This window comes from Parasphingorhabdus litoris DSM 22379 (genome assembly GCF_020906275.1).
Taxonomy (GTDB): domain Bacteria; phylum Pseudomonadota; class Alphaproteobacteria; order Sphingomonadales; family Sphingomonadaceae; genus Parasphingorhabdus; species Parasphingorhabdus litoris.
In genome coordinates, this window is record NZ_CP086727.1 from 1147684 (window position 1) to 1174309 (window position 26626).

Annotated in this window: 25 protein-coding genes; 24 read left to right on the forward strand and 1 reads right to left on the reverse strand. The window is 54.6% G+C overall.

The features are described from left to right. The first annotated feature begins 134 nt into the window (after window positions 1-134). The 3 genes from BS29_RS05540 to BS29_RS05550 all read left to right on the forward strand — a co-directional run bounded on the left by BS29_RS05540 (window position 135) and on the right by BS29_RS05550 (window position 2681). A complete protein-coding gene (locus BS29_RS05540) occupies window positions 135-599 on the forward strand; it encodes a VOC family protein (RefSeq protein ID WP_229956218.1) in 465 nt (154 codons plus the stop codon). A gap of 119 nt (window positions 600-718) precedes the next feature. Further along, window positions 719-1915 (forward strand): formate-dependent phosphoribosylglycinamide formyltransferase, encoded by a 1197-nt coding sequence (gene purT, locus BS29_RS05545; RefSeq protein ID WP_229956219.1) that lies wholly within the window; start codon window positions 719-721, stop codon window positions 1913-1915. A 67-nt stretch (window positions 1916-1982) separates the two neighbouring features. After that, the gene (locus BS29_RS05550; RefSeq protein ID WP_229956220.1) at window positions 1983-2681 is read left to right on the forward strand and encodes a glutathione S-transferase family protein; all 699 of its coding nucleotides are present in this window, start codon (window positions 1983-1985) and stop codon (window positions 2679-2681) included. A gap of 11 nt (window positions 2682-2692) precedes the next feature. On the opposite strand, the gene BS29_RS05555 is transcribed toward BS29_RS05550, so the two are convergent. Beyond that, a complete protein-coding gene (locus BS29_RS05555; RefSeq protein ID WP_229956221.1) occupies window positions 2693-3844 on the reverse strand; it encodes a cupin domain-containing protein in 1152 nt (383 codons plus the stop codon). A gap of 107 nt (window positions 3845-3951) precedes the next feature. Between BS29_RS05555 and BS29_RS05560 the strand changes: the two genes are divergently transcribed. The 21 genes from BS29_RS05560 to ftsZ all read left to right on the forward strand — a co-directional run bounded on the left by BS29_RS05560 (window position 3952) and on the right by ftsZ (window position 26528). Then, window positions 3952-4497: a pseudouridine synthase gene (locus BS29_RS05560; protein WP_229956222.1), complete on the forward strand. Its 546-nt coding sequence runs from the start codon at window positions 3952-3954 to the stop codon at window positions 4495-4497. 424 nt (window positions 4498-4921) lie between these two features. Next, a complete protein-coding gene (locus tag BS29_RS05565) occupies window positions 4922-5917 on the forward strand; it encodes a cysteine synthase A (RefSeq protein WP_229956223.1) in 996 nt (331 codons plus the stop codon). After that, window positions 5907-6311 (forward strand): hypothetical protein, encoded by a 405-nt coding sequence (locus BS29_RS05570; RefSeq protein WP_229956224.1) that lies wholly within the window; start codon window positions 5907-5909, stop codon window positions 6309-6311. The genes BS29_RS05565 and BS29_RS05570 overlap by 11 nt, the downstream gene beginning before the upstream one ends. Before the next feature lie 3 nt (window positions 6312-6314). Continuing rightward, window positions 6315-7100: a Gldg family protein gene (locus BS29_RS05575; protein WP_229956225.1), complete on the forward strand. Its 786-nt coding sequence runs from the start codon at window positions 6315-6317 to the stop codon at window positions 7098-7100. Window positions 7101-7411: 311 nt separating this feature from the next. Next, entirely contained in the window at window positions 7412-7900 is a 489-nt protein-coding gene (locus BS29_RS05580) for a division/cell wall cluster transcriptional repressor MraZ (protein WP_229956226.1), read from the forward strand. Next, window positions 7897-8865 carry a 16S rRNA (cytosine(1402)-N(4))-methyltransferase RsmH gene (rsmH, locus tag BS29_RS05585; RefSeq protein ID WP_229956227.1) on the forward strand — a complete coding sequence of 323 codons (969 nt, stop codon included), beginning with the start codon at window positions 7897-7899 and terminating at the stop codon, window positions 8863-8865. Before BS29_RS05580 ends, rsmH begins: the two co-directional genes overlap by 4 nt. Further along, entirely contained in the window at window positions 8862-9461 is a 600-nt protein-coding gene (locus BS29_RS05590) for a hypothetical protein (protein ID WP_229956228.1), read from the forward strand. The genes rsmH and BS29_RS05590 overlap by 4 nt, the downstream gene beginning before the upstream one ends. Then, on the forward strand, window positions 9458-11146 hold the full coding sequence (locus BS29_RS05595) for a peptidoglycan D,D-transpeptidase FtsI family protein (protein ID WP_229956229.1): 1689 nt from the start codon (window positions 9458-9460) through the stop codon (window positions 11144-11146). The genes BS29_RS05590 and BS29_RS05595 overlap by 4 nt, the downstream gene beginning before the upstream one ends. A gap of 3 nt (window positions 11147-11149) precedes the next feature. Then, window positions 11150-12640, forward strand: coding sequence for a UDP-N-acetylmuramoyl-L-alanyl-D-glutamate--2,6-diaminopimelate ligase (locus BS29_RS05600; protein WP_229956230.1), 1491 nt, complete (start codon window positions 11150-11152; stop codon window positions 12638-12640). Then, window positions 12637-14070 carry a UDP-N-acetylmuramoyl-tripeptide--D-alanyl-D-alanine ligase gene (locus BS29_RS05605; RefSeq protein WP_229956231.1) on the forward strand — a complete coding sequence of 478 codons (1434 nt, stop codon included), beginning with the start codon at window positions 12637-12639 and terminating at the stop codon, window positions 14068-14070. The genes BS29_RS05600 and BS29_RS05605 overlap by 4 nt, the downstream gene beginning before the upstream one ends. Continuing rightward, a complete protein-coding gene (gene mraY / locus BS29_RS05610) occupies window positions 14070-15140 on the forward strand; it encodes a phospho-N-acetylmuramoyl-pentapeptide-transferase (protein WP_229956232.1) in 1071 nt (356 codons plus the stop codon). The genes BS29_RS05605 and mraY overlap by 1 nt, the downstream gene beginning before the upstream one ends. Continuing rightward, the gene (gene murD / locus BS29_RS05615) at window positions 15137-16471 is read left to right on the forward strand and encodes a UDP-N-acetylmuramoyl-L-alanine--D-glutamate ligase (protein ID WP_229956233.1); all 1335 of its coding nucleotides are present in this window, start codon (window positions 15137-15139) and stop codon (window positions 16469-16471) included. The genes mraY and murD overlap by 4 nt, the downstream gene beginning before the upstream one ends. Further along, window positions 16468-17742 (forward strand): FtsW/RodA/SpoVE family cell cycle protein, encoded by a 1275-nt coding sequence (locus tag BS29_RS05620; RefSeq protein WP_229956234.1) that lies wholly within the window; start codon window positions 16468-16470, stop codon window positions 17740-17742. The genes murD and BS29_RS05620 overlap by 4 nt, the downstream gene beginning before the upstream one ends. After that, window positions 17739-18923, forward strand: coding sequence for an undecaprenyldiphospho-muramoylpentapeptide beta-N-acetylglucosaminyltransferase (murG, locus tag BS29_RS05625; RefSeq protein WP_229956235.1), 1185 nt, complete (start codon window positions 17739-17741; stop codon window positions 18921-18923). Before BS29_RS05620 ends, murG begins: the two co-directional genes overlap by 4 nt. Beyond that, the gene (gene murC, locus BS29_RS05630; protein WP_229956236.1) at window positions 18920-20326 is read left to right on the forward strand and encodes a UDP-N-acetylmuramate--L-alanine ligase; all 1407 of its coding nucleotides are present in this window, start codon (window positions 18920-18922) and stop codon (window positions 20324-20326) included. Before murG ends, murC begins: the two co-directional genes overlap by 4 nt. Then, the gene (gene murB, locus BS29_RS05635; RefSeq protein WP_229956237.1) at window positions 20323-21240 is read left to right on the forward strand and encodes a UDP-N-acetylmuramate dehydrogenase; all 918 of its coding nucleotides are present in this window, start codon (window positions 20323-20325) and stop codon (window positions 21238-21240) included. The genes murC and murB overlap by 4 nt, the downstream gene beginning before the upstream one ends. Next, a complete protein-coding gene (locus tag BS29_RS05640; protein WP_229956238.1) occupies window positions 21237-21737 on the forward strand; it encodes a DUF4262 domain-containing protein in 501 nt (166 codons plus the stop codon). Before murB ends, BS29_RS05640 begins: the two co-directional genes overlap by 4 nt. Further along, window positions 21734-22654: a D-alanine--D-alanine ligase gene (locus tag BS29_RS05645; RefSeq protein ID WP_229956239.1), complete on the forward strand. Its 921-nt coding sequence runs from the start codon at window positions 21734-21736 to the stop codon at window positions 22652-22654. The genes BS29_RS05640 and BS29_RS05645 overlap by 4 nt, the downstream gene beginning before the upstream one ends. Next, window positions 22651-23538 carry a cell division protein FtsQ/DivIB gene (locus tag BS29_RS05650; protein WP_229956240.1) on the forward strand — a complete coding sequence of 296 codons (888 nt, stop codon included), beginning with the start codon at window positions 22651-22653 and terminating at the stop codon, window positions 23536-23538. The genes BS29_RS05645 and BS29_RS05650 overlap by 4 nt, the downstream gene beginning before the upstream one ends. A gap of 60 nt (window positions 23539-23598) precedes the next feature. After that, on the forward strand, window positions 23599-24858 hold the full coding sequence (gene ftsA / locus BS29_RS05655) for a cell division protein FtsA (protein WP_229956241.1): 1260 nt from the start codon (window positions 23599-23601) through the stop codon (window positions 24856-24858). A gap of 104 nt (window positions 24859-24962) precedes the next feature. Beyond that, entirely contained in the window at window positions 24963-26528 is a 1566-nt protein-coding gene (gene ftsZ, locus BS29_RS05660; protein WP_229956242.1) for a cell division protein FtsZ, read from the forward strand. The last annotated feature ends 98 nt before the right edge of the window (window positions 26529-26626 follow it).

Below are 26626 nucleotides of genomic sequence, written 5' to 3' on the forward strand. Positions count from 1 at the left end.
GATTTACTCTTTTTCATAAGGGGAAAGATTGAGGGAGCCGATAATCCATATGATATGATATATCAATTCGTTTAGTACGAATTCGCAAAACTGATGCAAATTTGTTACATTGTTGCTTTCTGGCGAGGAGAGAAATGATGACCCAATGGAAAGAAGACGGATATCATAGTGTTACCGCCTATTTGACCGTCGATGACGCGGCGGCGGCGATCGATTTTTACAAAGAGGCTTTTGGTGCCGAGGAAGTCATGCGCATGCCGATGGGCGACAAGATTGGTCATGCCGATATACTGATCGGCGACAGCCATATCATGCTGGCCGATGAATTTCCCGATATGGACAAGCTTGGTCCCAAGGCCAGGGGCGGTTCTACCAGCAGCCTGATGATCTATGTTGAAAATGTCGATGCGGCCTTTGACAAGGCTGTTGCGGCGGGCGCGACTGCGGTGCGGCCGGTAGAAGACCAGTTTTACGGCGATCGCTCCGGCTGGGTGAAAGATCCCTTTGGCCATGAATGGACCTTGTCCACGCATATCGAAGATGTCAGCCCGGAAGAAATGAACCGCCGAATGACAGAGATGATGGCCGAGGGGGCTTAGATAAGTCGTCATCCTGAACTTGTTTCAGGATCTCATATTGCTCAGCGCTTTGTCTCTGGCAAGATCCTGAACCAAGTTCAGGATGACGGACCGTCCATGTTTGGTTATGACGCCAATCCATGACCTTTACCAAGAAAATCCTGCTGCTCGGTTCGGGCGAACTGGGCCGCGAATTTGTTATTTCCGCCAAACGTCTCGGCGCTTATGTGATCGCTTGCGATTCCTATGCCGCCGCGCCGGCAATGCAGGTTGCCGATGCGCATGAAGTCTTTTCCATGCTCGACGGCGACAAGTTGCGCGCAGCCATTGCAAAGCATCAGCCGGATCTGATCGTTCCGGAGGTCGAAGCCATTCGCACCGAAATTCTCGCCGAGGTGGAGGCGGATGGATTTGACGTCGTGCCATCTGCACGCGCGACGCAGCTGACCATGAACCGCGATGCCATTCGGGATGTCGCTGCACAGGAACTGGGCCTCACCACCTCGCGCTATCATTATGCCGAGAGCTTTGCCGAAGTGCAGGCTGCTGCCGAAGATCTTGGGCTGCCGCTGGTCATCAAGCCGGTCATGTCCTCCTCTGGCAAGGGGCAAAGTAAGGTGGATAATGCCGATGCGTTGGAAGATGCCTGGAACTATGCCGTCGACAATATGCGGGGCGATCGTGCGCGCGTAATTGTCGAGCAATTTATCGATTTTGATTATGAAATCACGCTTCTGACAATCCGGACAGGTGAGGGCGTGTTGTTCTGCCCGCCCATTGGCCATCGTCAGGAACGCGGCGATTATCAGGAGAGCTGGCAACCCGCGGCGATGTCGGACCAGGCGCTCGCCACCGCACAGGATATGGCGCGCAAGGTCGTCGACAATCTCGCCGGAGACGGAAAGGGATGGGGCCTGTTCGGCGTTGAGTTTTTTGTCACCAAAGACGGTGAAGTGATTTTCTCCGAACTCAGCCCTCGCCCTCACGATACCGGAATGGTCACGCTGATCGGCCAGAATTTGAGCGAATTTGACCTCCACGCCCGCGCCATCATGGGGCTTCCCATCCCACACATCGCCCTGACCGCACCGGCCAGTGCCAGTGCGGTGATATTGGCGGATCGGGACAGTGAGCAATTTACCTTCACTGGCATAGCCGATGCCTTGGCCATGAGTGAAGAGGGAGCAGAAGTGGACGTGCGGATTTTCGGCAAACCGGTTACGCGGCCCTTTCGACGCATGGCGGTGGCCTTGGCGTCGGGCGGGAATAGTGACGCAGCCAGAGCGCTTGCGAAGCAGGCGGCTGATACGGTTGAGATTAGTTATCAAGAAAAATAGAGTTCGACATTTCTCTATATCCTGGCTTTCACCGGGATGACAAAAGCAAAAAAGGAAAGACCAACATATGACCGCAGAATTTATCCTGTACGGATCACCTTTGTCTCCGTTTCAACGCAAGACGGAGGCGGTGCTTGCGCTCAAAGGGCTCGATTATGATTGTGTCGCGATCAACATCATGGCGATGCCGGACTGGTATCTGGAGATAAGCCCGCTGGCACGCATTCCCGCCTTGCGCGATATGTCTGTCGGTACCGAAGGAACGGCTGGCACGATTGCGGACAGCTCGGCCATGTGCGGCTATCTGGAGAAAAAATGTCCGCAGCCCGCTGCCTATCCTGACGACCCATTTCTCTTTGGCCGTGCGTTGTGGTTGGAGGAATTTGCTGACAGCGCCCTGGCGATGAATGGCGGTGGCGGGGTTTTTCGGCCGATCATATTTTCCGCGATGGCTGGCAAGGAACCTGATCTGGAAACCGCGCGCAAGACATGGAATGAAAAACTGCCGCCGCTATGGGATTATCTCGAAGGGCAACTTGACGGCGGACAATATTTTCTCGGTGATGGGCTCTCCATCGCGGATATCGCCGTTGCAGCCCAATTGATGCAGACTGACTTGATCGCGGGACCACCCGACGCCGCTAAATGGCCGGGGTTGGTCGCGTTTCTGGAGGCGATGAATGCGCATGATGTTTTCAAGCGCAACCTGACGGCCTGCAACAAAATGCTTGCCAAGATGGTGCCTGAAAAATTTGATCTGTCCTGATTGTCGGCTTTTTAATCCACCGGATCGAAAGCCAGGCAACCGCGGTTCAACAGCTCCAATATCAGGTTCAGCACGTTTTCTGAATCTGTCTCTGTCTCGTTGATGGTGACAGTGTTTTGCGCACACAAGCTTTCTGCAAAACGCACCATGTCATCAGCACATGCGATGGTCTCGCCATCAACGAACAACAACAGTGGTCCGGCATTCTGGCGGATGAAGGAAAAACGGCTGGCCGGATTGCGGCTGAGCGCAGCGCCTTGCTGCAGCCGTTTGCGCAGCGCGGGCATCTGGACCTTATCATCCGGCTGCCAATCTATCTCCGAATATTTGGGAGAGCTGCTATATTGCCCGAACCACCGAGCAAAAGCTTCGCGATCGCCCATTTTCTCAGTAATCATCGCATGCAGTCGGTCGACAGCGTGCGGTGATATTTCACCGGGATTGGATTGGACCTCAATATCCGGATCGGCATAGCGATCATCATCTTGCATCTCGGCCAGCAGGTCATCACACCAATGACCGATAAGATCGCTGCGCGACGGCGCGCGAAAACCGATGGAATAGGTCATGCAATCCGCGCCCATCGCAACGCCATCATGCGAGATACCGGGCGGAATATAGAGAATATCTCCGGGTTCGCAGATGAAGCTTTCCTCTGCTTCAAATTCGGCAAGCAGGCGCAACTCATCATGCGGGATGAGCCGACTATTTTCATCGCAATGACCACCGACTTGCCAGCGGCGTTTGCCGGACCCTTGGATCAAAAACACGTCATATTGATCAAAATGCGGTCCGACCCCGCCCTGGTCTGCGGCAAAGCTCACCATCACATCATCGATCCGCCAATTGGGGATGAAACGAAATGGTTCGATCAGCGCAGCGACCTCAGGCACATAATGATCGACGGCCTGTACCAGCAAAGTCCAACAGCTGGTGCCAAGCGTGTCAAAGCGATTGTCGGGCAGGGGGCCATGTTCGAGTTGCCAAGAGCCTTCTGACTGAATGACGAGACGCGATTCAATTCCTTCCTCTATGGCCAGTCCCGCCAGCTCGTTGGGTTCGAGCGGATTGTGCCAAACGGTCCATGGGTTTTTCAGGAACAGCGGCTTCTTTTGCCAATTATCTTGGAGAAAAGCCGCGATATCGAAATTTTTAAATTGCATGCATGCTCCATAAGCAAAGCGGCGGGATTAGCCTATCCAATAAATTCCGGACCCGTCAAAGACGCTATTCCATTGCCCGACCCGGCCATCGGTGCCACAGACATGGCATGTCGAACCTCATATTATTCAACAAACCTTTTGGCGTGTTGCCGCAATTTACCGATCGCGGCAGTCCGACCAAGCGGCCCACATTGTCGGATTTTATCGACCTGCCCGGCGTCTATCCAGCGGGGCGGCTGGACCGCGATAGTGAAGGGTTGATGCTGTTGACAGGCGACGGAAAATTGCAGGCCCGGATTGCCGATCCCAAATATAAGATGCCGAAAACCTATCTGGTGCAGGTGGAAGGGGAGCCCGAAGAAGCGGCATTGGACAACCTCCGGCAAGGCGTTCGCCTGAAAGATGGTCTGACGCGCCCGGCGGAAGTTGTTCGGATTGATGATCCGTCACTATGGCCGCGTGATCCGCCGATCCGGGTTCGTAAAAATATTCCCGACAGCTGGCTCAAGCTGACCATCCGCGAAGGGCGCAATCGGCAAGTGCGACGGATGTCGGCTGCGGTTGGCTATCCGACCCTGCGGCTGGTGCGTTGGAGTATCGGTGAGTGGACGGTCGAAGGCCTGCCGTTAGGTCAATGGCGTGCGGCCAAGTGAGGCGCGGTGTCCTGAAATAGGCCTGTCCTACATGACGTTTCATCGGGTATAACAGCGCGCATGAACTTGTCGCTTATATTCTATTCTGCCTGCCAGATTTTAGCGAACAGCGCGTGCGCGCGGGTGTCTGTGAACTGTGTGAACTTTGAAAAGAAGCGACACAATAAAATGCCTCAATGGGGACTGTGCACTTTGTGAACTTCGCAGGATAATCACAGCCTGCAAACCACCTGTGAACTGTGTGAACTTTGGTCCCAAAAATGAGCCGCGAAAAAGCCCGAAAGGACATTGTGAACTTCGTGAACTTCATCGGCAAAGCTTTGACAGAAAAGCGGAAAGCTCGGCACTGCGATAAAGCTGGGCTTTGCCCCACCCAAATTGTCTCCGCTTGTCGTCAATCATCAGCCAGACTATGGAAGGCGCTATGAACATATTACCCAATACGCTCGACCTTATCGGTAACACTCCTCTTGTCCGTCTTGCTGGACCCAGCACAGAAGCAGGCTGTGATATTTATGGCAAATGTGAATTTGCCAATCCTGGCGCATCGGTGAAAGACCGTGCTGCGCTTTTCATTGTGCAAGATGCTGAAGAACGCGGCTTATTGAAGCCTGGTGGTATGATCGTCGAAGGCACGGCCGGCAATACCGGTATCGGCATTGCGCTTGTTGCCAATGCCAAAGGTTACAAGACGACCATCGTAATGCCCGAAACGCAGAGCCGGGAAAAAATGGATACGCTGCGCGCACTGGGAGCAAAGCTGGTTCTGGTTCCTGCTGCGCCTTATGCCAATCCAGGGCATTTCGTGCATACCTCCCGCCGCTTGGCAGAAGAAACCGACGGCGCTGTCTGGGCGAACCAGTTTGACAATGTCGCTAATCGCCGTGCCCATATTGAAACCACAGCTGAAGAAATCTGGGAACAGATGGATAGCAAGGTTGATGGATTTGTCTGTGCGGCTGGTACGGGCGGGACCATCGCCGGTGTCGGCATGGGGCTCAAGGCAAAAAATGAAAATGTGAAAATCGGCTTGGCTGATCCGCATGGCGCCGCGCTCTATAATTATTATGCGCATGGTGAGTTGAAGTCAGAGGGCAGCAGCGTCGCGGAAGGCATTGGCCAGGGACGAATTACTGGCAATCTTGAAGATGCCGTGATTGATACCCAATATCGCATCAGCGATGAAGAAGGGCTGAAATGGGTCGAGCGTTTGTTGCAGGAAGAGGGGCTTTGCCTTGGCCTCTCATCCGGGATTAATGTGGCGGGTGCTATTGCGCTGGGCAAGGAATTGGGGCCGGGTAGCAAAGTCGCGACCATATTATGCGATACAGGCTTTCGCTATTTGTCTTCGTTATACAATGCCGAATGGTTGCAACAAAAAGGATTGCCAGTTTTTCCCTGGCTCATAGATGATGATTGAAGATCCGAAAGATCAGAATGCCAAGAAAGACAATAGTGACCAGGATACGATACAGCGTATTCAGGTTGGGGTTGTCGGATTGGTCGCAGTATTGCTGGTGGTCAGTGTCGCCAATTTTGTGTTGCAGCGCGCCAGTGATGAGCAGTCTGCAATTGAACAGATTCAGGCTGAGGCGCTTGAAAATGCAGGCCGGATTGCGGCTGAGGCTGAACCTCCACCGGTACAAGTGCAGACGCCGGCAGAACCATTAGCAGAAATGGGAATCACGCCGGCGCCGGTGCAAGAGGAAGAGGTTGTGGAACCGGTACCCACTGTTCCTGGCACGCGTGCACAAGTTGTCCCTGACCTCGAACCAGACCCCAAGCTCGAAGCGCCTATGGACAAGGAGCCATAGTCTTTGTTGCAGCGGACTCGATTGGGGCTTGCCATCCTGGCTGGCGTTCTGCTTGCTCAATGCAGTCCGGCGGCGACCAACGCTTCGACGGAAAATAGTGTTCCATTGAAAATTCAATTGATGACCAGCTTACCGATAATCTGGGGTGAGGGGGCATCGATGCAGAGTATATTGTCCGGCAGGACAAGCCCTGCGCCTATCTACGCCTATTGGCAGCAAAAATATGACATCGCGGCAGTTGACAGTTTTGAAACGTTAGATGGATCGGGAACCGATGTCATCGTGCTGGCTCAGCCGCCAGCCATGGCGCCGGCAGATATTGCCGCAGTTGATGCGTGGGTCAGGGCAGGGGGCAAAGCACTCATCCTCACCGATCCTATGTTGCTATGGCATACGCACCTGCCATTGGGCGACAAGCGTCGACCGCTGACTTCGGGATTATTATCGCCTTTGCTGGAACACTGGGGATTGGAATTGCAAGAACCAGACGAAGCGGGGTCGGGCGGTGTGGAACTGGATTTTGCTGGAGCGACCATATCAACTGCTGGCATCGGGACTCTCAAACTCTTGCCGAACGAGGCAAGAGACAATGACCAATGCACATTGAGCGTAGCGAATGTCATGGCAAGCTGCGTTGTAGGTAAAGGGCGTGCGATTATTCTGGCAGATGCCGATTTTTTAAATCATGATCTATGGCCCGATGCAACAACGAGTGAAGATAGCGACCGCCCGGCAGATGCGAGAGGATTGACCGATATTTTCATCGATGATCTGCACAACGGACTGTGATTCTTGCGCGAGCGGGAACGAAAACTTCCGCTTATTCCCTATGTTTCCAACCACTAACCCGAGTTTTCGCTGGATCCGTCGAAAGGAGTTCAAAATAAAATATAATAAAATCAAATAGATAAATGATTCTACCCAAATTTTCCCTTAAAATCCCGTAAAATCCCCTTCCATCCCCAGCTCTCCCCTGTTAACCCTATTGCGTTATCGGGGTAAATTTCCTGTCCGGGATTCTGGTGTTTCGGGAGTGGTCGGCTGCGCGCTTCTCTCAACAGGACATATTTGCCTTTTGATACTGTTGAGGGATTGAGGCTGTGTCTGGCAAATATGCTTATTCAGGATCGGGAATATCCGCGATAGATGACAAGGGTCGTCTGTCCGTTCCTGCTTTTCTGCGTAAAGACCTGATTGCCAGCAGCGACGGCCGCGTCCTTTGTCTCGGCAAGCATGAAAAATGGGATTGCCTCGTCGGTTTTGGCCTCAGCCGCAAAATCGACATGCTTGCGGAAATCGACAAGGAAGAAGAAATCGCGATCGCCCGGTCGGAACCCTATGACCGCGATGCCGCAGGCGCGCGCAAATTCTCAACCCTGCAGGAACTTAGCTTTGATGCCAGCGGTCGTTTCGTTCTGCCGCCCATGTTGCAGGCCATCGGCGGCTTGAAAAACAATGTCCTTTTTCACGGTATTGGCAAAACCTTTTGCCTTTGGGCGCCGCAAGCCTTGCTCGACACGACCGACGATGTGCCGGTCGACAAGCGTCTGGTTGAATTTCATCTCAGCGAATTGGGGAAAAAGAAATGACCCCAAAAGCCGTGACAATGAATCCTGAAACTCCTCATGTCCCCGTTCTGCTCGATGAAGTCATTGATGCGCTCGCCATTACCCCGGGCGAAACGCATGTTGACGGCACATTTGGCGCGGGCGGCTACAGCATGGCGATGGTCGCTGCTGGTGCAAAAGTGCATGGCTTCGATCAAGATCCTGATGCCATTGCCAATGGCCAGGCCTTGGTTGAGGCTTCAGATGGCAAGCTGGTTCTGCATCATGGCTTTTACTCACAAATGGCCGAGGTGCTGGATGGTGAGGATATTGACGGTTTGACGCTGGATATTGGCGTGTCCTCGATGCAGCTGGATCAGGCAGAGCGTGGCTTCTCTTTTCAAAAGGATGGTCCGCTGGATATGCGCATGTCACAAGACGGGCCCAGTGCTGCCGATTTTCTGAATGAAGCGGATGAAGAAGAAATTGCCAATGTCATCTATCGCTATGGCGAAGAGCGGCGTTCGCGCAAAATTGCCAAGGCGATAGTCAATGCCCGCCCGCTGACCCGTACGTCAGAATTGGCTAATGTCGTTCGCAAGGCATTGGGTCAAAAACCGGGCGACAAGAAAGATCCGGCGACCCGGACCTTTCAGGCCATTCGCATCCATATCAACCGCGAACTCGGCGAGTTGGAAGATGGTCTCGTGGCCGCCGAGCGGCTGCTAAAACCCGGTGGCCGTCTTGCCATCGTGACTTTTCACAGCCTTGAAGATCGTATCGTCAAAAATTTCCTGCGTGACCGCAGCGGCCAAAAATCCGCTGGTTCACGCCATCTACCCCAAGTTTCCGAAACACGGCCGGCGCCCACCTTTCATAAACCAGCCAAACTGGTGCGCCCGACCGGGGCGGAGCAGGTCTCTAATCCCCGAGCCCGCTCCGCCACCCTCAGATCAGCGGTGCGTTCCGATGCGCCGAGCCAAGCGGCGACAGGAGGCGTGCAATGAAACTGGCGGTGAAACGTCTTGAAGGTATCGGATGGCTCGCGCTTGTTTTTCTGGTTGCGATCCTACTCTATCCACTATCGCTCAGCGTAGCCACTCTACGGAGTGACTTGGCGCGCACCGACAACAAGATTGTATCAGTCAAAAAAGAGATCCGTTACCTCGAAACAGAATTTAGCGCGCGCGCCAATTTGCGCCAGCTGGAGCACTGGAACAAGCTCGAATATGGCTATGTGTCTCCTGAGGCTTCTCAATATCTTGATGGCGAACGCGCGCTCGCCAATCTTGGCGGCAAGGACCTGCGCAAACCTGTCAAAGTCGCGGTAATCAGTACGATGGACAAGGTTCAGCCAGCCGGTATTATCGGTTCGGTTTTTCCGACAGCTTCAGCGAAAGAGCGTGACGCCGATGCTGGTGAACTGGCATCGATCCAAATCGGTGATGGGACTACATCCGGAGACGAACCAACGGCGGCTGAGCTGCGGGAAACCAAAACCGCACGGGTGGCTGATATGGAAGACAAACTGCTGGATGACGGGTTGATAAAACAACTCGCCGCGAGGGCCGATACCGAGCGAGCTGGGAGTCGCGCTCAATGACAACTCTTCTGGCAAGCAGCAGAAAGATGCAGTTTTCCGGTAAGAGTAAGGAAGTAACAGCCAGCGCTCACTTTCGTTTGATGGTATTGCTGCTGGTATTTCTGGCTGTCTTCACCGTTATCGTCGGGCGTTTGATCAGTTTTAGTATATTGGAAGACGCCAAGCCCACGCGCATGTCGAGTTCGACCTTCGTGCCGGTGCGCGGTGATATTGTGGATCGTAACGGCGTGCCGCTTGCCAGGACGATGAAGGGTTATGCTATTCGGGTGGTGCCGGAGCGTGTCTTGGGTGACAAGGAGCAATTGGCGCGCCAACTGGCTGATCTGTTTCCCGACACAACGGCTGCCGAGTTCTTTTCGAAGTTAGATGGATCTAGGCCCACTTATCTTCGCCGCCGGGCATTGCCCAACGAAGTCCGGCAGGTCCATGCACTTGGCGAGATTGGTATTGAATTTCCGCGCGAGAATGAAAGGCTTTACCCACAACGTGATCTGGCTGCCCATGTTCTGGGTTATGTAAATGCGGATAGTGAAGGCGTCATGGGAATGGAGCGCGCGCTCAATGATCGCCTGAAAGACGAAGGCTTGCGCGGAACGCCGGCAGCGCTTTCCATAGATAGCCGGGTGCAGGCAGCGCTCGAAAGTGAGCTAATGGTTGCCATGACGGCGCATGAAGCGCGCGGTGCGGCGGGTATCATCCTGGATGTCCATACGGGCGAGGTGATGGCACTTGCATCTCTCCCTGTGTTTGATCCGAACAAGATCCGCAAAGAGACAATGAAATATCAGGCCAATGAAGTCACGCAGAGCGTGTTTGAATTGGGTTCGACTTTTAAACCGCTCACGGTTGCAGCGGCGCTGGATGCCGGAACGGTGACGGATTTGGCGGTGCGCTACAATGCTACAGAGCCGATTAAGGTGGCTGGCTTTAGGATCAAGGATGATCATGGCCAGAACCGCTATCTCAACGTACCGGAAACACTTGTGCACAGCTCCAATATTGTCACCGCGCGGTTGGCAGATAATCTTGGCAAAGAGGGCATGGAGCATATGATCCGGCGGCTGGGATTTGATGAGCGGCCGCATATCGAGCTGGCGGAACGCGGCAAACCACTTTGGCCGCAAAGTTGGGGCCGGGTTACCAACATGACGGTCGCTTATGGTCATGGCATAGCCGTGACGCCGCTTCATTTGGCGAGTGCCTATGCTGCTTTAGTCAATGGCGGTATCTGGCGCCCGGCGACATTGCTGAAGGTCGAGCCGGGAGAGGAAGCGGAAGGCCGCCGGGTATTCAAGGCAGCAACGAGCGCGCGTATGCGGCAGCTGCTGCGGATGATCGTTTCCAATGGCACGGGGCGCAAGGCGGATGCGCCGGGATACCGGATCGGCGGCAAGACGGGATCTGCGGAAAAACCAGCCAATGGCGGATATAACAGGACATCGCTTGTATCGACATTCGCTGCTGCCTTTCCGATGGATAATCCGCGCTATGTGGTGATCGCGATGCTCGATGAGCCCAAAGGTAATGCAGAAACCGGGTTTCAGCGGACGGCTGGCTGGACCGCAGCGCCGGTCGTGCGCAAGGTTGTTCCGCGGGTCGGGCCGATGCTGGGCGTTGTTCCCGATGAGCACCGCGACGTTGATGTATCGGAACTGACCCCGCTTCTTTGGTCGCCGAAAGGATAGGCGATGAAACTATGTGCTCTTATCGCCGGACTATCGGATACGGCATTAGAAAGCGAAAATGGTGAGGCCCATGTCACGGGCTTTGCCATTGACCATCGCAAAATTGCTCCGGGTAATATTTTCGGCGCTTTTCAAGGCACTCAAGTCAATGGCGAGGATTTTATCGAGGCCGCTGTTGCCGCCGGCGCGATTGCGATTGTCGCCCGCCCGGATGCCGAAGTTGAAGGCGCTGTTCATATTGCCGCGGAAGAACCACGCCGTGTCTTTGCATTGATGGCCGCCCGTTATTTTACCCCATCGCCGCAATATGTTGCGGCCGTGACGGGCACGAATGGCAAGACGTCGACGGCGGAACTGACCCGCCAGCTCTGGCGGATGGCTGGTCTCAACAGCGCGTCTATCGGCACGCTGGGCGTTACTACCGCGAGCGAGCAGGTCAAGACGGGGCTGACTACGCCAGATATTGTCACCTTTCTGTCCAATATGTCGGGCCTCGCCCGCGAGGGTGTCAGCCACGCGATATTTGAAGCGTCCAGCCACGGCCTGTCGCAATATCGTACCGAGGGCCTGCCCGTGCAGGTCGGGGTGTTCACCAATCTCAGCCGTGACCATCTCGACTATCATGGCGATATGGACAGCTATTTCGAAGCCAAGATGCGGCTGTTCGATGAGGTTGTTGATGGAGCCGGGACCGCAGTGATCTGGGCGGATGACGAGTGGTCCGAAGCGGTGATCAAGCGGGCTATGGAGAGAGGTCTCAATCTTTTCACTGTTGGTGAAAAGGGTACCTCGCTGCGCCTGCTATCGCGCACGCCGACCCAGTTGGGGCAGGTGCTGATGGTCAAGGCCCAGGGCAATACGCATCGTATCTCCCTGCCGCTGATCGGTGCCTATCAGGCTTCCAATGTTTTGTGCGCTGCGGGCGTTGTCCTGTCTACCGGCGGAACGCTAGACGATGTGGTTGATCATCTCCAGCGAGTGCAGCCGGTGCGCGGCCGTCTGGAACGTGCCGTCATAACCAAAGTCGGCGCGCCAGTTTATGTGGACTATGCCCATACACCGGATGGTTTGCGCGCCGCGATTGATGCCCTGCGTCCGCATGTTAAAGGCCGGTTGATCACGATTTTCGGTGCCGGAGGGGACCGGGACAAAGGCAAGCGTCCGGAAATGGGTAAGGTAGCAACGAACCTCTCCGATATTGCCATTATCACTGACGACAACCCGCGCGGCGAAGATCCCGCCGCCATCCGGACCGAGATCATGGCCGGTGCGCCGGGCGCGGAAGAAGTGGGCGATCGTCGCGCTGCGATATCGCATGCTATCGGCCTTGCACAAGCGGATGACATCATCCTGCTGGCCGGGAAAGGCCATGAACAGGGGCAGATTATCGGTGATCGCATCATCCCATTTGATGATGTTGAGGTCGCCCGAGAATGCGCCCGCGAATATGCTGGCGAAGGTAGTGGTACGCCGGAACCGGAGGCTGCTGCATGACCGCTCAGGGGAAAGCTCTTTGGACATCTTCGGCCATTGCTGAGGCCGTAAAAGGCCAGGCAAGTGCGGATTTTGAGGTCAGCGGCGTTGCTTTCGATTCTCGCGAAATCGGTCCGGGTGATCTGTTCTTTGCTCTCAAAGGCGAACAGAGCGACGGACATCTTTATGTCGATGATATCTATGCGGCCGGTGGCGCCGGAGCAGTGGTAAGTCAGCCGGTTGATGGCCCACATATCCTGGTATCCGACACGACCAAGGCGCTGAATGACCTTGCCGTTGCATCGCGGGCGCGCGGCGATGCGAAAATTATCGGAGTTACCGGATCGGTTGGAAAAACCGGTACGAAGGAAGCCCTTTTTGCAGCTTTGAACCGTGCGTCCATGGGAAAGTCCCATCGGTCGGTGAAAAGCTACAATAACCATGTTGGTGTTCCGCTGAGCCTGTCGCGTATGCCGGCGGGATGCCAATATGGGATTTTTGAAATGGGCATGAACCATGCCGGTGAGCTGGCGCAGCTCACGCGACTGGTCCGACCCGACGTGGCGATTATAACGGCCATAGCGCCAGCGCATATCGGCCATTTCCCCAGCGTCGAAGCGATTGCCGATGCCAAGGCCGAGATTTTCCAGGGCCTGACTCATGAAGGGACGGCAATCATCCCGTTTGACAGTCCCTATTATGAAAGGCTGCGCAAAGCGGCTTCCCGCTGCACCAAGAATATCGTCACTTTTGGTTTTGATGAACAGGCCGATGTTCGTGCAGTTGATATCGTGCCCGCCCAAGGTGGCGGGTCACTGGTAACCGCGCACCTTCGCGACGATGGTGAAGGAGACCGCAGCCTGTGTTTTACGGTTGCGGAACCCGGAAAACACTGGGTATCCAATGCACTTGCCATAATGGCAGCGGTTCGGGCGGTTGGCGGTGATCTGGCAGCAGCTGGTCTGGCGCTGGCGGATTTGCAGGGTCTGGATGGTCGCGGCAGGCGGCATCAGATTGACCTGAAGAATGGCGGTCAGGCAACGCTTGTGGACGAAAGCTACAACGCCAATCCGGTGTCCATGAAAGCAACCTTGGGCCAGCTGGCGAACGAAAATTGTGACGGCAAGAAGATCGTCCTGCTCGGCGCGATGGGCGAGCTTGGAGACAAGGCGCAGCATTATCATGAAGCATTAGCTGATGATATAATCGCCTCTGGTGCACGGACCATCGTCTTGGTTGGCGATGAAATGGCTTATACGTCGACTAGACTGGCCAAAATAATTGCAGAAAAACTTGATCACACCCCCAAAATATCTCATGTCGCGGGCTCTTCGGAAGCGCTGGCTGAAGTCGCAGGGGAAATCAGCGACGAAGACATCCTTCTAATCAAGGGGTCAAATTATCTGGGGCTCGCCAAGGTCGTTTCGGCTTTGGTGGGCGGGGAGTATTAATGTTTTATCTATTGGCACAATGGCTTGAATTTGAAGGTGTTTTCAACGTCTTTCGCTATCTAAGCTTCCGCTCCGGCGCGGCGGTTGCAACCGCCTTGTTTATCGGAATGCTTATCGGACCACGGTTCATCAACATGCTCAGAATGAAACAGGGTAAGGGGCAGCCGATCCGCGAAGATGGACCAATTACCCATCTTAAGAAAGCGGGAACGCCAACCATGGGCGGCCTGATGATTTTGCTTTCGGTGGTTGTTTCCGTTTTGTTGTGGATGGATCTCAGCAATATTTTTGTCTGGGTCTGTATCTTTGTGACGCTTGGTTTCGGGGCTATTGGCTTCATGGATGACTATGACAAAGTCAGCAAATCCAGTCATAAAGGCGTCCCGGGCCGTGTTCGATTGTTGATGGAATTTGTTGTTGCCGGATTCGCAACCTGGATCATAGTCCAGCAAGTCGGTACCAATCTCTATGTTCCGTTCTTCAATGAAGTGCAGATCAATCTGGGATGGTTCTATTTCCCCTTTGCCATGTTTGTCATTGTCGGTTCCGGCAATGCAGTGAACCTGACCGATGGTCTTGATGGTCTGGCGACAATGCCGGTAGCGATTGCCAGCGCTACATTCCTGATCCTCGTCTATTTGTCAGGCAACGCGGTCTTTTCCGAATATCTGGGCATTCCCTTTGTTCCGGGTGCTGGGGAACTGGCTATTTTCTGTGCCTGCATCATCGGGGCCTGTCTCGCCTTTCTCTGGTTTAACGCGCCACCGGCAGCAGTATTCATGGGCGATACGGGAAGTCTCGCTTTAGGAGGCGCCCTGGGTGCGATTGCAGTTTCGATCCATCATGAAATCGTCCTTGCAATTGTTGGCGGGCTATTCGTGCTGGAAGCGGTTTCCGTCATTGTGCAGGTCTTCTTCTTCAAACGCACCGGCAAGCGAGTTTTCCGCATGGCCCCGATCCACCATCATTTCGAACAGCTGGGTTGGTCTGAATCAACCGTTGTGATCCGTTTCTGGATCATCAGCCTGGTTCTGGCGCTGGCCGGTCTGGCGACACTCAAGCTCAGATGATGCGTTCGTCCGCCTTTGCCAACAAAAGCTATGCCATTTTGGGCCTGGCGCGATCCGGCATGGCGACCCTTGATGCTCTGCATGCCAGCGGTGCACGGATATTGGCCTGGGACGCGCGTGAAGATTTGCGGGAAGCTGCCAATGACAAGGCGATCATTGCTGATCCGCTGGAGGCGGACCTCAGCGATTATGATGCGGTTGTCGTTTCACCTGGCGTGCCGCTCAACACCCATCCTATCCGGGACAAGGCGGCGGATGATGGTGTACCGATTGTCGGAGATATTGAACTATTTGCGCAGGCAAGACGATCATTGCCGCCGCATCGGGTTGTCGGGATTACCGGCACAAACGGCAAGTCAACAACCACGGCCCTTTTGCATCATATCATTCAAAGCGCAGCCCTGCCGACGCATATGGGCGGTAATATCGGTGTGCCGATCCTATCGCAGGAGCCGCTGGCAGCGGGCGGTGTCTATGTGCTGGAATTGTCCAGTTATCAGATTGATCTGACGCATAGCCTTGATTGCGATGTCGCGATGTTGCTCAATATCAGCCCCGATCATCTGGATCGCTATGACAGCTATGATGCCTATGCAGCGGCAAAAGTGCGTCTGTTCGATATGATGGGCGCGGACCATGTCGCGATATTCGGTGGTGCTGATGAAAAGACACAGCTTGCTTTGCAGTTCATCCGTGCCGAAGGCCGGGTTCAGAATATTGTTGATAGCAGTTCGATCCTGTTGGAGGGGCAGGCGGAATGGCCGTCGCTGCAGGGGCCGCATAATCTTCAAAACGCCATAGCGGCTGTGGCCGCGGCTGAGGCGTTGGGGATCCAAGAGCATCAGTGGAGGCCTGCTCTGGAGAGCTTCAAGGGCTTGCCGCACCGGATGGAGCTCATGGCAGAAGCGGATGGCGTTCTGTTTGTAAATGATAGCAAGGCGACCAATCCCGCATCAACCGGTCCGGCCCTTGGTGCATATCCCAAGATTCACTGGATACTTGGCGGATTGCCAAAAAGTGATGACCTGAAAGAATGTGAACCTTATTTCGGCAATGTGGTGCAGGCTTATACAATTGGTGACGCTGGACCAGTATTTGGCGAGTTGCTCGCCCCACATATGCCGGTTGATCCGTGCGAAATGATGTTGACAGCGGTCCAACATGCCGCTGCGAACGCCAAACCAGGGGAAGTCGTTTTACTGTCTCCCGCCTGCGCTTCGTTCGACCAGTTCAAGGATTTTGAGGCGCGCGGCGAATGTTTCCGCTGTGCGGTGGATAGCGTAATTGAAAATAACCTGATCGGAACCGCTTCTGGGGGCAGTATAGTATGACCGATGGAACCACCTCTAAAGGCCAGTTGCCGGAAATTGCGGCAGGCTTGAAAAAGAAGCGTTTTCAGTTGGAATCGCGCCTGGGCCGCAGCGATCGTTCACCGCTGTCCGTCTGGTTCTGGGAACTGGACCGGGTGTTGCTGGCGCTGATGCTGACTTTGATCGCCATCGGGTTGATTGCAGTGGCGGCTGCGTCGCCGGTATCGGCATTGAAGCATAGCACGGCGGCTGTCTCGCTCGATCCGCTTTACTATTTCTATCGCCAACTTGGTTGGGTTATCGTTGGTATTCCTATCATGCTTGTCGTTTCGATGCTGCCCAAGGAACAGGCGCGGCGGTTCGCAATATTGGCTGCGGTCGGCGCCTTCGCGCTGCTGTTTCTGGTTCCGATATTCGGCAAGACCGTCAACGGTGCGCAGCGTTGGATCGGTTATGGATTTGCAACGGTTCAGCCAGGCGAGTTTCTGAAACCCTTTTATGCGGTTTCGCTGGCATGGCTTCTATCGCTTCGGGTTAAAGACCCGTCACTACCGGTGATATCTCTGTCTTTCGTGTTGACTGGTATCATTGCGCTCTTGTTGATGATGCAACCCAATTTGGGACAAACGTTGATCTTTTGCGGGATCTGGTTCGTCCTTATGATGATCTCTGGTCTGTCCGCACGGTTGATTGCGGTAATCAGCATGGGCGGTATTGGTGGCTTAATCGGAGCCTATTTTCTCTATCCCGTGGCAACGCAGAGGATAAATAGCTGGCTGTTCGGTGGCGATGAGTTCGATCAGGTGATGCTGGCGCATAAAGCGCTCACCGGTGGCGGCTTGCTCGGTACTGGACCGGGTCTTGGAACCGCGAAGTTCAAACTGCCCGAAGCGCATACCGACTATATCTTCTCCGTCATTGGGGAGGAATTCGGGCTATTAGCCTGCGTTGCCATTGCCCTTGTTTACCTCGCCATCATCGTGCGTGTGTTCTTGCGTTTGCTGGACGAGGAAGATAATTTTATCATCCTCGCGGTTGCCGGATTGACCGCACAATTTGGCGGGCAGGCGCTGATCAACATGGCGGTGAACCTGCAACTTTTCCCCTCCAAAGGCATGACGCTACCGTTGATCAGCTATGGCGGCTCATCCTTCCTTGCCCTCTCTTTGGGTGTCGGACTGCTGCTAGCATTCACGCGCAGAAACCCCTATTTAGATCGCTCACAATATGTCACGAAATGGCCTAAAGATCGGCCGAAGGAAATCCCCAAGGAAATCATGGTGACCAAATGAGCTTTACGAAACATTATGTTCTCGCCGCAGGTGGTACTGGCGGCCATATGATCCCCGCCTATGCACTGGCCAAGGAGCTGGTCCAGCGCGGCCACCGTGTAGCCCTGATCACCGACGAACGGGGCGAGAAAATTCCCGGCATGGTCGATGATGGGCAGGTCCATGTGCTACCCGCCGGACGAATTACCAAAGACCCGCGCGGTTGGCTGGCGGGAGCGCGCGCGATTCTGAAGGGTCGGATGATGGCAATGCAGCTTTATGATGCATTTGAACCCTCTGCAGTCGTGGGCTTTGGCGGCTATCCCGCCTTTCCCGCTCTGTTGGCCGCGAACCGGAAAAATATTCCAACGATCATCCATGAACAAAATGCCGTTTTAGGCCGTGTTAATCGGCTGGCCGCGCGTTCAGTGAATGCGATTGCGACATCTTATCCGGATATCCTTAAACTCAAGCCCAAATATGAGGAAAAGGTCCATCTCGTTGGTAATCCTGTGCGAGAAGAAGTGATCGCCCTGCGTGAAGAACCATATCCGCCTTTGACCGAGGAAGGCATTTTTCGCGTGCTCGTAACGGGCGGCAGTCAGGGCGCGACAATATTATCCGATGTCGTTCCTGATGGTCTCGCATTGCTGCCGATGCATTTGCGGCGTCGTCTTCAGGTGACCCAGCAATGCCGTGAACAGGATATCGAGCGCGTGCGTGAGAAATATGCGGAGCATGACATCCCAGCGGAACTTGCCACCTATCTGCCCGACCTGCCGCAGCGCCTGGGCTGGGCGCATCTCGTTATTGGACGGGCAGGGGCCTCGACCATTGCAGAGCTGACTACTGCTGGCCGTCCGGCGATCCTTATCCCATTGCCGATAGCAACTGATGACCATCAGACGCAAAATGTCCGCGAGATGGTTGCCGCCGGCGGTGCTCGGTCGATTGCGCAGCCACAATTTACCGCCAAGGAACTGGCCAAGCAGATGCAGAAGATGGCGCTTGGCCCCGAAGCGTTGCAAAATGCCGCCCGCTTTGCCCGCAAATGTGGTCGGCCGGATGCCGTAAGTGATCTTGCTGATCTGGTGGAAAGCATCGGTACGTCACCGCTCTCCAAAACATTGAAAGTGAAAGAGGAACAGTCCTCGATCATTCCCAATCCACGTCCCGCGTTGGCGAAAGAAACCACGCAATGAAGGGTGTTGGTACGGACATTGGCACGATCCACTTTGTCGGCATTGGCGGTATCGGCATGTCCGGCATTGCCGAAGTGATGCACAATCTGGGTTATCAGGTACAGGGTTCCGATCTGGCCGACAGCTATATTGTCGAGGGCCTGCGCGCCAAGGGTATTAAGGTAACCATTGGCCAGAAGGCTGAGAATGTCGAAGGGACCGCCGTGGTCGTCATCTCTACAGCCGTGAAGCGCGGCAATCCGGAGGTCGAAAAGGCACTGGAAGACCGTATCCCGCTGGTGCGGCGTGCGGAAATGCTTGCCGAACTGATGCGGCTCAAACGGACAATCGCCATTGCCGGCACCCATGGTAAGACCACCACAACCTCGATGGTTGCGGCGATGCTCGATGCAGGTGGTATTGATCCGACCGTCATCAATGGCGGTATCATCAACAGCTATGGCTCCAATGCCCGCCTGGGCGACAGCGAATGGATGGTCGTTGAAGCGGATGAAAGCGATGGCAGCTTCCTGCGGCTCGATGGGACGATTGCCGTGGTCACCAATATCGACCCTGAACATCTTGATCATTATGGAAGTTTCGACAAGATCAAGGACAGCTTCGTCGAATTTATCGAAAACGTACCGTTCTACGGAGCCGCCATCCTCTGCCTCGACCATCCCGAAGTCCAGGCGATCCTGCCGCGCATCCGCGACCGGCGGCTCATCACTTACGGTTTCTCTGCGCAGGCCGATGTGAAAGGCATTAACGTTACACCGATTCCCGGCGGCAATCGCTTTGATGTTGTGATCCGCGACCGCGATGGTGAAACGCGGACGATTGAAGGCATCACCTTGCCGATGCCCGGGCGGCATAATGTTGAAAACGCCATTGCTGCTGTGGCAGTCGGCCTCGAAATGGGCATGAGTGATGAACAGATTGCCAGCGGCTTTAATCAATTTGGCGGCGTCAAACGGCGTTTCACCAAAGTCGGTGAAGTCGATGGCGTGATTGTGATTGATGATTATGGCCATCATCCAGTTGAAATCCGTGCGGTTCTCTCCGCTGCGCGTGAAGGAGCGGAAGGCCGGGTGATCGCTGTGGTCCAACCACATCGCTTCACTCGATTGCGTGATCATATGGAGGACTTTCAGCAAGCGTTTAACGATGCTGACATGGTCTATGTGACACCGGTCTTTGTAGCCGGTGAAGAACCCATTGAAGGGGTGGACAGCGAAGCACTGGCCGCCGGTTTGCGCAAGCGCGGGCACCGCGTGGCGGAAACGGTCGCGGATGAAGCGGACCTGCAAAAGCGGCTGGCAGAGGTAGCGCAAGACAAGGACATGATTGTCTGCCTCGGAGCCGGTGACATCACCAAATGGGCGGCAGGTCTTGCCGATGGCATAAAGGCGGCGCGGTCATGACGGTAGCCACTACCCTTCCTGAGACCCGTGGCAAGCTGACCGCCGAAGCGCCGCTGGCTCCGCTGGTCTGGTTCAAAAGCGGCGGTCCGGCGGAATGGTTGTTTGCGCCGAAGGATGTGGAAGACTTGCAGCATTTCCTGCGAGACCTCGATCCGGCTATTCCGGTCTGGCCTTTGGGCCTGGGCTCCAACCTCATAATCCGCGACGGCGGCAAACGCGGCGTGACGATACGTTTGGGCAAGGCTTTCGCTGGCATAGAAACTGTCGGCAAAGGCACGTTCGGTATAGATGATGCGCTGATTTGCGGCGCGGGCGCTCCAGGGATTTCCGCTTCCAGCATGGCGCGCGATCATGGGATTGCGGGGCTAGAATTTTTGCGCGGTATCCCAGGCACGATCGGCGGTGCGGTGCGGATGAATGCCGGAGCCTATGGCCGGGAAGTCTGCGACATATTGGAAAGCGCGGACGTGGTTCTCCGAAACGGTGAACTAAAAACAATTCCGCTGGCCGATATGGGTTATAGCTATCGCCATTCCGAACTGCCGGAAGGGGCCATTGTTGTGAGCGCGACGCTGCGCGGGACAGAGGGCGATCCGGAAGTCATCGGCGCGGAAATGAAACGGATCGCTGACGAACGGGAGGCATCGCAGCCGCTACGCTCCAAAACCGGCGGCTCGACTTTCAAAAATCCCGAGGGATACAAGGCTTGGCAATTGGTTGACCAAGCGGGTTGCCGTGGCCTGCAAATCGGGCAGGCTCAGGTGTCGGAAAAGCACTGTAACTTCTTGCTCAATCTCGGCGGAGCGACTTCTGCCGATATTGAAGCGCTGGGCGAAGAAGTGCGGCGGCAGGTGAAGGAAGATAGCGGTGTGGAACTGCAATGGGAAATTCAGCGCGTGGGGGACAGGACATGACTGGAGATCACAACCTGAGTGAATTCGAACAAAAGCTACTAGACAATGTTGATCAACATGGATGTCAAGTCAATTTTGTGTTCGATGCAGAGGGTGATGATCCTGATTTCGCTTATTCTGTTGGATTTCGAAAAACAGCCAAACAGCCTGAAGTCATCGTCTTTGGACTTGAGAGAAAACTGATGCTTTCCATGATAAATGAGACGCTTCGTCAATGCTGTGAGGAGGGATTATGTCTCGCTGAGGGCACTGAAATAAGTGATCTTGTTGAGGGATTCGATTGTGTCGCGCGACGTGTCCATCCGAGCCAGATTGATGAAGGGTATTTCAATTCCTCTATGTGGTTTCACGTGCGTGAATTTGGGTCAGAGCTGTCTGAGGCTTATCAGCTTGTCTGGCCTGGTGCGGTGAACGGACTATACCCCTGGGATATCGACTGCTCAGAGGATATCATCGAAGCTCAGCCTCCATTATATGAGGCGAGGAAGACAGCATGAGCGATAAACTCCATGTAGCCGTTTTGATGGGTGGATGGTCCGCCGAACGGGAAGTGTCTCTGATGAGTGGCAAAGATATAGCCGATGCACTCGAAAAAAACGGCCATAAGGTGACGCGTATCGATATGGACCGCAATGTTGCTATGGTTCTGGATGGTGTGAAGCCAGATGTTGTGTTCAATGCGCTCCACGGTTGCCCCGGTGAGGATGGCACGGTGCAGGGGACGCTGGATCTGATGCAGATTCCATACACCCATAGCGGATTGGTCACTTCGGTCATTGCTATCGACAAGGAACTGACCAAGCAGCAGCTGGTTCCTGCGGGCATCAGGATGCCGGAAGGCAAGATGGTCAAAAGCGCGGATATTTTTGAAGCCGATCCGCTACCACGGCCCTATGTATTGAAACCGGTCAATGAAGGCTCTTCTGTGGGCGTGGCGATCATCACGGATCAGGGCAATTATGGTAGCCCGATCGGACGGGACGTGGCCGGGCCCTGGCAGGAATTTGATGAGCTGCTCGCAGAACCCTTTATCAAGGGGCGAGAACTGACCACGGCGGTGGTTGGCGGCAAGGCCTTGTGTGTAACGGAACTCAAACCGGTACAGGGCTTTTATGACTATGACGCCAAATATACCGAAGGATTGACCGAACATGTCTGTCCAGCGGAAATCCCAGCAGATATTGAGGCTCTATGTCTCGACTATGCGCTGCGGGCGCATCAGATATTGGGCTGCAAGGGAACCTCCCGGACGGATTTCCGTTGGGATGATGAATTGGGGCCGGACGGTCTATTTGTGTTGGAAACAAATACGCAGCCGGGCATGACGCCGCTCAGTCTCGTGCCGGAACAGGCCAGACAGATGGGGATAAGCTATGAAGAGCTGGTCGAATTGATCGTGAGGGAAGCGCTATGACAGCAGCATCAGTAAGACGGACAAATAAAAAGCCCAAAGCCAAGCCGCGTAAAGGTGGACGGAAAAAAGTACGTCAGGTTTCGATTTTCGACAAAATTCTTCGTGCGATGCCTGTTACCGAAGCGCAGGTGCAAAAAGGGCTGACATGGGGACTGGTCGGCGTGTTTGTTTTGGGCGCTTATAGCGTTGCCCACTATACCGGCATAAATGAGCGCATTAGCAGCCAGATTGCAGCCACTGTCGGTAATGCCGGCTTTGAAGTAAAGCGTGTCGAGGTCACGGGTGTGAACCGCATCGACGAACTGAAAGTCTATGAAATCACGCTGGCGCAGAAAGACCGTTCGATGATGCTGGTCGATATTGATCAGGTGCGAGATGATCTGATGGGCAACGGCTGGATCAAGGATGCACGCATTTCGCGGCGTTTGCCTGACACATTAGTTGTTGAGATAATTGAGCGCGAGCCAGCGGCGGTCTGGCAGCGGGATGGCAAATTGTCGCTGATCGACCGGACCGGATATCCGTTGCAGCAAATAGGACCGGAGGAAATGCCGGACCTACCAGTGATTGTGGGGAAAAAAGCGAACAAACGCGTGCCGGAGCTGACCAAACTTCTGGACGTTGCGCCAGCGCTCAGCCCAATGGTAACGGGCGCTACATGGATCGGTAATCGACGCTGGAATTTGGAATTTGACAGCGGCGAAACGCTCGCTTTGCCTGAAGGGGAGGAAACGGCAGCGGCAGCGTTGCTGAACTTCGCGCGGATGGACGGCGTGAACCGCTTGCTAGGGCGCGGCGTTGTGCATTTTGATTTGCGCGATTCCGAACGGGCCTATCTCAGGATGCCGCCAAAGGCAAAGACATCATCAGAACCAGAAGGTTAAACAGACGCTAGCGATTGGGGGCACCATGAGGCAGCAAAAAGGAAGCAAGGGAACAGGTAAATGGCAGCACGGGTAGAAAAGATTTTTACCGCTTTGGATATCGGATCCTCCAAGATAACAGCGATGATTGCTGGCCGGATGGACAACGGCGATATCACCGTGCTGGGTACGGGGCAGCGTGCTAGCAAAGGTGTGAAGCGCGGCTATATTGCCGATACTGAACGAACCGAATTGGATGTCCGTGATGCGGTTGAACAGGCTGAAAGAATTGCTGGGACCAATATCGATGATGTCTGGGTAAGCTTTTCTGCCGGAGGGCTAACGAGCATGTTGACTTCGGTCGAAACAGAGCTTGGCGGACAACGGATTGAACAAGATGATATCGACCATCTCCTGCAAGCCGGGCGTAATAGTATTGATCCCCACGGCAAGATGGTGTTGCACGCGCAGCCTGCACTTTACACCATTGACGGTCTTGCCGGCGTCAAGAAACCGAAGGGATTGCATGCTGACCGGCTGGGTGTCGATATCCATGTGATCCTTGCCGACGCATCACCTGTTCGCAATATCGACATGAGTGTACGTGGCGCGCATCTCAATGTGAAATCCATCATTGCCTCCCCGATTGCAGCCGGTACGGCTTGCCTATCCAAAGAGGAGCGCGAACTTGGTGTCGCCATGGTCGAATTGGGAGCTGAGGTTACCAATGTGTCGCTCTTCGCAGGTGGTATGCTCGTTGGATTGGCCACTTTGCCTTATGGTGCTGCGGATATCACGGATGATATTGCTTCTTCCTTCGGCTTGCGGCGCGCCCAGGCAGAGCGGATTAAATGCTTCCATGGGTCGGCCACAACCAGTCCGCGTGACAATCATGATGTGATCGATCTGCAACTGGACGAAGCAGGGCCCGAAACGGATGAACAAGGGCGTATTACAAAGGCACAGTTAATCGGTGTCATCCGCCAACGTCTTGATCATTTGATTGGTGAAATTGGCCAAACACTAAAAGCATTGGGTTTCACTGGGCCGGTCGGCCGGCAGGTTGTACTTACCGGCGGCGGTGCTGAATTGAAAGGTATTGCTGATTATGCACAGTCAGCACTGGGGCAAACGGTACGGGTTGGGCGCCCGATGGGTCTTGTGGCTCTGCCTGAAGCACATAGCGGTCCCGGCTTTGCCGGACTGGCTGGACTTGCGCTTTATGCGTCGCAGGAACCTGTCGACCTCAGATCGCTTTCCAGCAGCCATCAAAACGTCCACAAATATGCCGGTTCTGCGGTTATTGGGCGGCTGATGTCGGCAATCCGGGGGAATTTTTAAGAATTTACGAAAAAAATTAACTTTTGGGGTGATTCCAACATCAAATTTGTGCAAAGCGTTACCCAAATGTTACACATCGAGTTTATGTCTGGGGAGACAGTAAAATGAGCATCAATATTGGCCCACCCGAAGTGGAAGAATTGAAACCACGCATCGCCGTCATCGGCGTTGGTGGCGCGGGCGGTAACGCGATCGCAAATATGATCGCGGCAAAGGTTGAGGGCGTTGATTTCATCGTCAGCAACACTGATGCGCAATCGCTGAACAGTTCTCCTGCAGAGCGCCGTATTCAGCTTGGGCCCGAAATTACACAGGGCCTTGGCGCTGGTTCCCGTCCGGAAGTCGGTCGCGCTGCGGCTGAAGAAACATTAGAGATGGTCGAGCAGGCGTTGGAAGGTGCACATATGTGCTTCATTGCCGCCGGAATGGGTGGCGGCACCGGCACAGGCGCTGCTCCAGTTATTGCTAAAGCGGCGCGTGACAAAGGCATTTTGACAGTAGGTGTCGTTACCAAGCCGTTCACATTTGAAGGCACCCGGCGAATGAAATCGGCCAATGCCGGTATCGAAGAGCTGCAAAAAAACGTCGATACACTGATCATCATCCCCAATCAGAACCTGTTCCTCGTCGCCAACCCGAACACGACTTTCAAAGAAGCGTTTTTGCTCGCTGACGAAGTGCTTCAGCAAGGCGTTCGTGGCATTACCGACCTGATGGTTATGCCTGGCCTGATCAATCTCGATTTCGCTGACGTCCGCTCCGTGATGCACGAAATGGGCAAGGCAATGATGGGCACTGGCGAAGCCGAAGGTGATGGTCGTGCCCTCGAAGCGGCTGAAAAAGCCATTGCTAATCCGCTGCTCGACGGTGTGTCGATGCAGGGTGCGAAAGGTGTCATCGTTTCAATCACTGGCGGTGAAGATATGCGCCTGATGGAAGTCGACGAAGCCGCTAATCATATTCGTGAGCTAGTTGATCCCGACGCCAATATCATCTGGGGTAGCGCGTTTAACGAAAATCTCGATGGCCGCATCCGTGTATCTGTGGTCGCCACAGGCATCGATAGCGATGGTTCGGTCGCCGCTCCAGCGGTGAGCTCCTCGTTTGCGATGAGTAATCCGGCTCCAGCAACGCCTTCTTTTGCATCGACCATACCTGCGGAATCAGAAGCCGAAACGGAGGAAGAAGTAGCTCAGGATGAAGAACCTGTTTTGGACATGGCTGATAGTCTCGAAACGTCCGAAGCAGAGATGGTCGTAGAACCAGATCCAGTTCCCGAACCAGAGCCAGAACCTGAGGTTGAGGTCGAGCAACAACCAGCACCTGTCCCGGCAGCAACATATTCGGATGACGATGATCTGGAAGCTGAAAGCCCGGCTGCTCCATCCTTTGCTTCATTGACGCCCGGCATGGTTAGCGAAGAGCCTGAAGAAGATGAGCTGGTATTGGGCGATGATACCATTCAGCCAATGGAAGCAGATGATCCAGCTGCACCTGCATCAAATGAACCTGCACCGCGTGTTGCCAGCGGTGGTGGTACCTTGTTCGAGCGCATGTCCAACCTTACCCGCGGCGGAAACAAGGCCGATGAGGAAGGGGATGATGAAGAGGAAAAGTCAAGCGACCCACTCGACATACCACGATTTCTGAATCGCCAAAATAACCAGTAAGGACTTCGCTATCGACGAGCTACGGGCAATGGTTTCCTATCGTCTGATCGGGGCAGTTGGCCTTTCCCGTCTTTATGAGAGCTTGATTTTGATTGAAT

Coding starts and splice junctions, on each gene's coding strand:
- BS29_RS05640 (WP_229956238.1), top strand. CDS start 21,237: ATGACTGGAGATCACAACCTGAGTGAATTCGAACAAAAGCTACTAGAC.
- ftsZ (WP_229956242.1), top strand. CDS start 24,963: ATGAGCATCAATATTGGCCCACCCGAAGTGGAAGAATTGAAACCACGC.
- purT (WP_229956219.1), top strand. CDS start 719: ATGACCTTTACCAAGAAAATCCTGCTGCTCGGTTCGGGCGAACTGGGC.
- BS29_RS05540 (WP_229956218.1), top strand. CDS start 135: ATGATGACCCAATGGAAAGAAGACGGATATCATAGTGTTACCGCCTAT.
- BS29_RS05600 (WP_229956230.1), top strand. CDS start 11,150: ATGAAACTATGTGCTCTTATCGCCGGACTATCGGATACGGCATTAGAA.
- murC (WP_229956236.1), top strand. CDS start 18,920: ATGAAGGGTGTTGGTACGGACATTGGCACGATCCACTTTGTCGGCATT.
- BS29_RS05650 (WP_229956240.1), top strand. CDS start 22,651: ATGACAGCAGCATCAGTAAGACGGACAAATAAAAAGCCCAAAGCCAAG.
- BS29_RS05570 (WP_229956224.1), top strand. CDS start 5,907: ATGATGATTGAAGATCCGAAAGATCAGAATGCCAAGAAAGACAATAGT.
- BS29_RS05555 (WP_229956221.1), bottom strand. CDS start 3,844: ATGCAATTTAAAAATTTCGATATCGCGGCTTTTCTCCAAGATAATTGG.
- BS29_RS05595 (WP_229956229.1), top strand. CDS start 9,458: ATGACAACTCTTCTGGCAAGCAGCAGAAAGATGCAGTTTTCCGGTAAG.
- rsmH (WP_229956227.1), top strand. CDS start 7,897: ATGACCCCAAAAGCCGTGACAATGAATCCTGAAACTCCTCATGTCCCC.
- BS29_RS05560 (WP_229956222.1), top strand. CDS start 3,952: ATGTCGAACCTCATATTATTCAACAAACCTTTTGGCGTGTTGCCGCAA.
- ftsA (WP_229956241.1), top strand. CDS start 23,599: ATGGCAGCACGGGTAGAAAAGATTTTTACCGCTTTGGATATCGGATCC.
- murG (WP_229956235.1), top strand. CDS start 17,739: ATGAGCTTTACGAAACATTATGTTCTCGCCGCAGGTGGTACTGGCGGC.
- BS29_RS05590 (WP_229956228.1), top strand. CDS start 8,862: ATGAAACTGGCGGTGAAACGTCTTGAAGGTATCGGATGGCTCGCGCTT.
- BS29_RS05620 (WP_229956234.1), top strand. CDS start 16,468: ATGACCGATGGAACCACCTCTAAAGGCCAGTTGCCGGAAATTGCGGCA.
- BS29_RS05605 (WP_229956231.1), top strand. CDS start 12,637: ATGACCGCTCAGGGGAAAGCTCTTTGGACATCTTCGGCCATTGCTGAG.
- murD (WP_229956233.1), top strand. CDS start 15,137: ATGATGCGTTCGTCCGCCTTTGCCAACAAAAGCTATGCCATTTTGGGC.
- BS29_RS05645 (WP_229956239.1), top strand. CDS start 21,734: ATGAGCGATAAACTCCATGTAGCCGTTTTGATGGGTGGATGGTCCGCC.
- BS29_RS05565 (WP_229956223.1), top strand. CDS start 4,922: ATGAACATATTACCCAATACGCTCGACCTTATCGGTAACACTCCTCTT.
- murB (WP_229956237.1), top strand. CDS start 20,323: ATGACGGTAGCCACTACCCTTCCTGAGACCCGTGGCAAGCTGACCGCC.
- BS29_RS05550 (WP_229956220.1), top strand. CDS start 1,983: ATGACCGCAGAATTTATCCTGTACGGATCACCTTTGTCTCCGTTTCAA.
- mraY (WP_229956232.1), top strand. CDS start 14,070: ATGTTTTATCTATTGGCACAATGGCTTGAATTTGAAGGTGTTTTCAAC.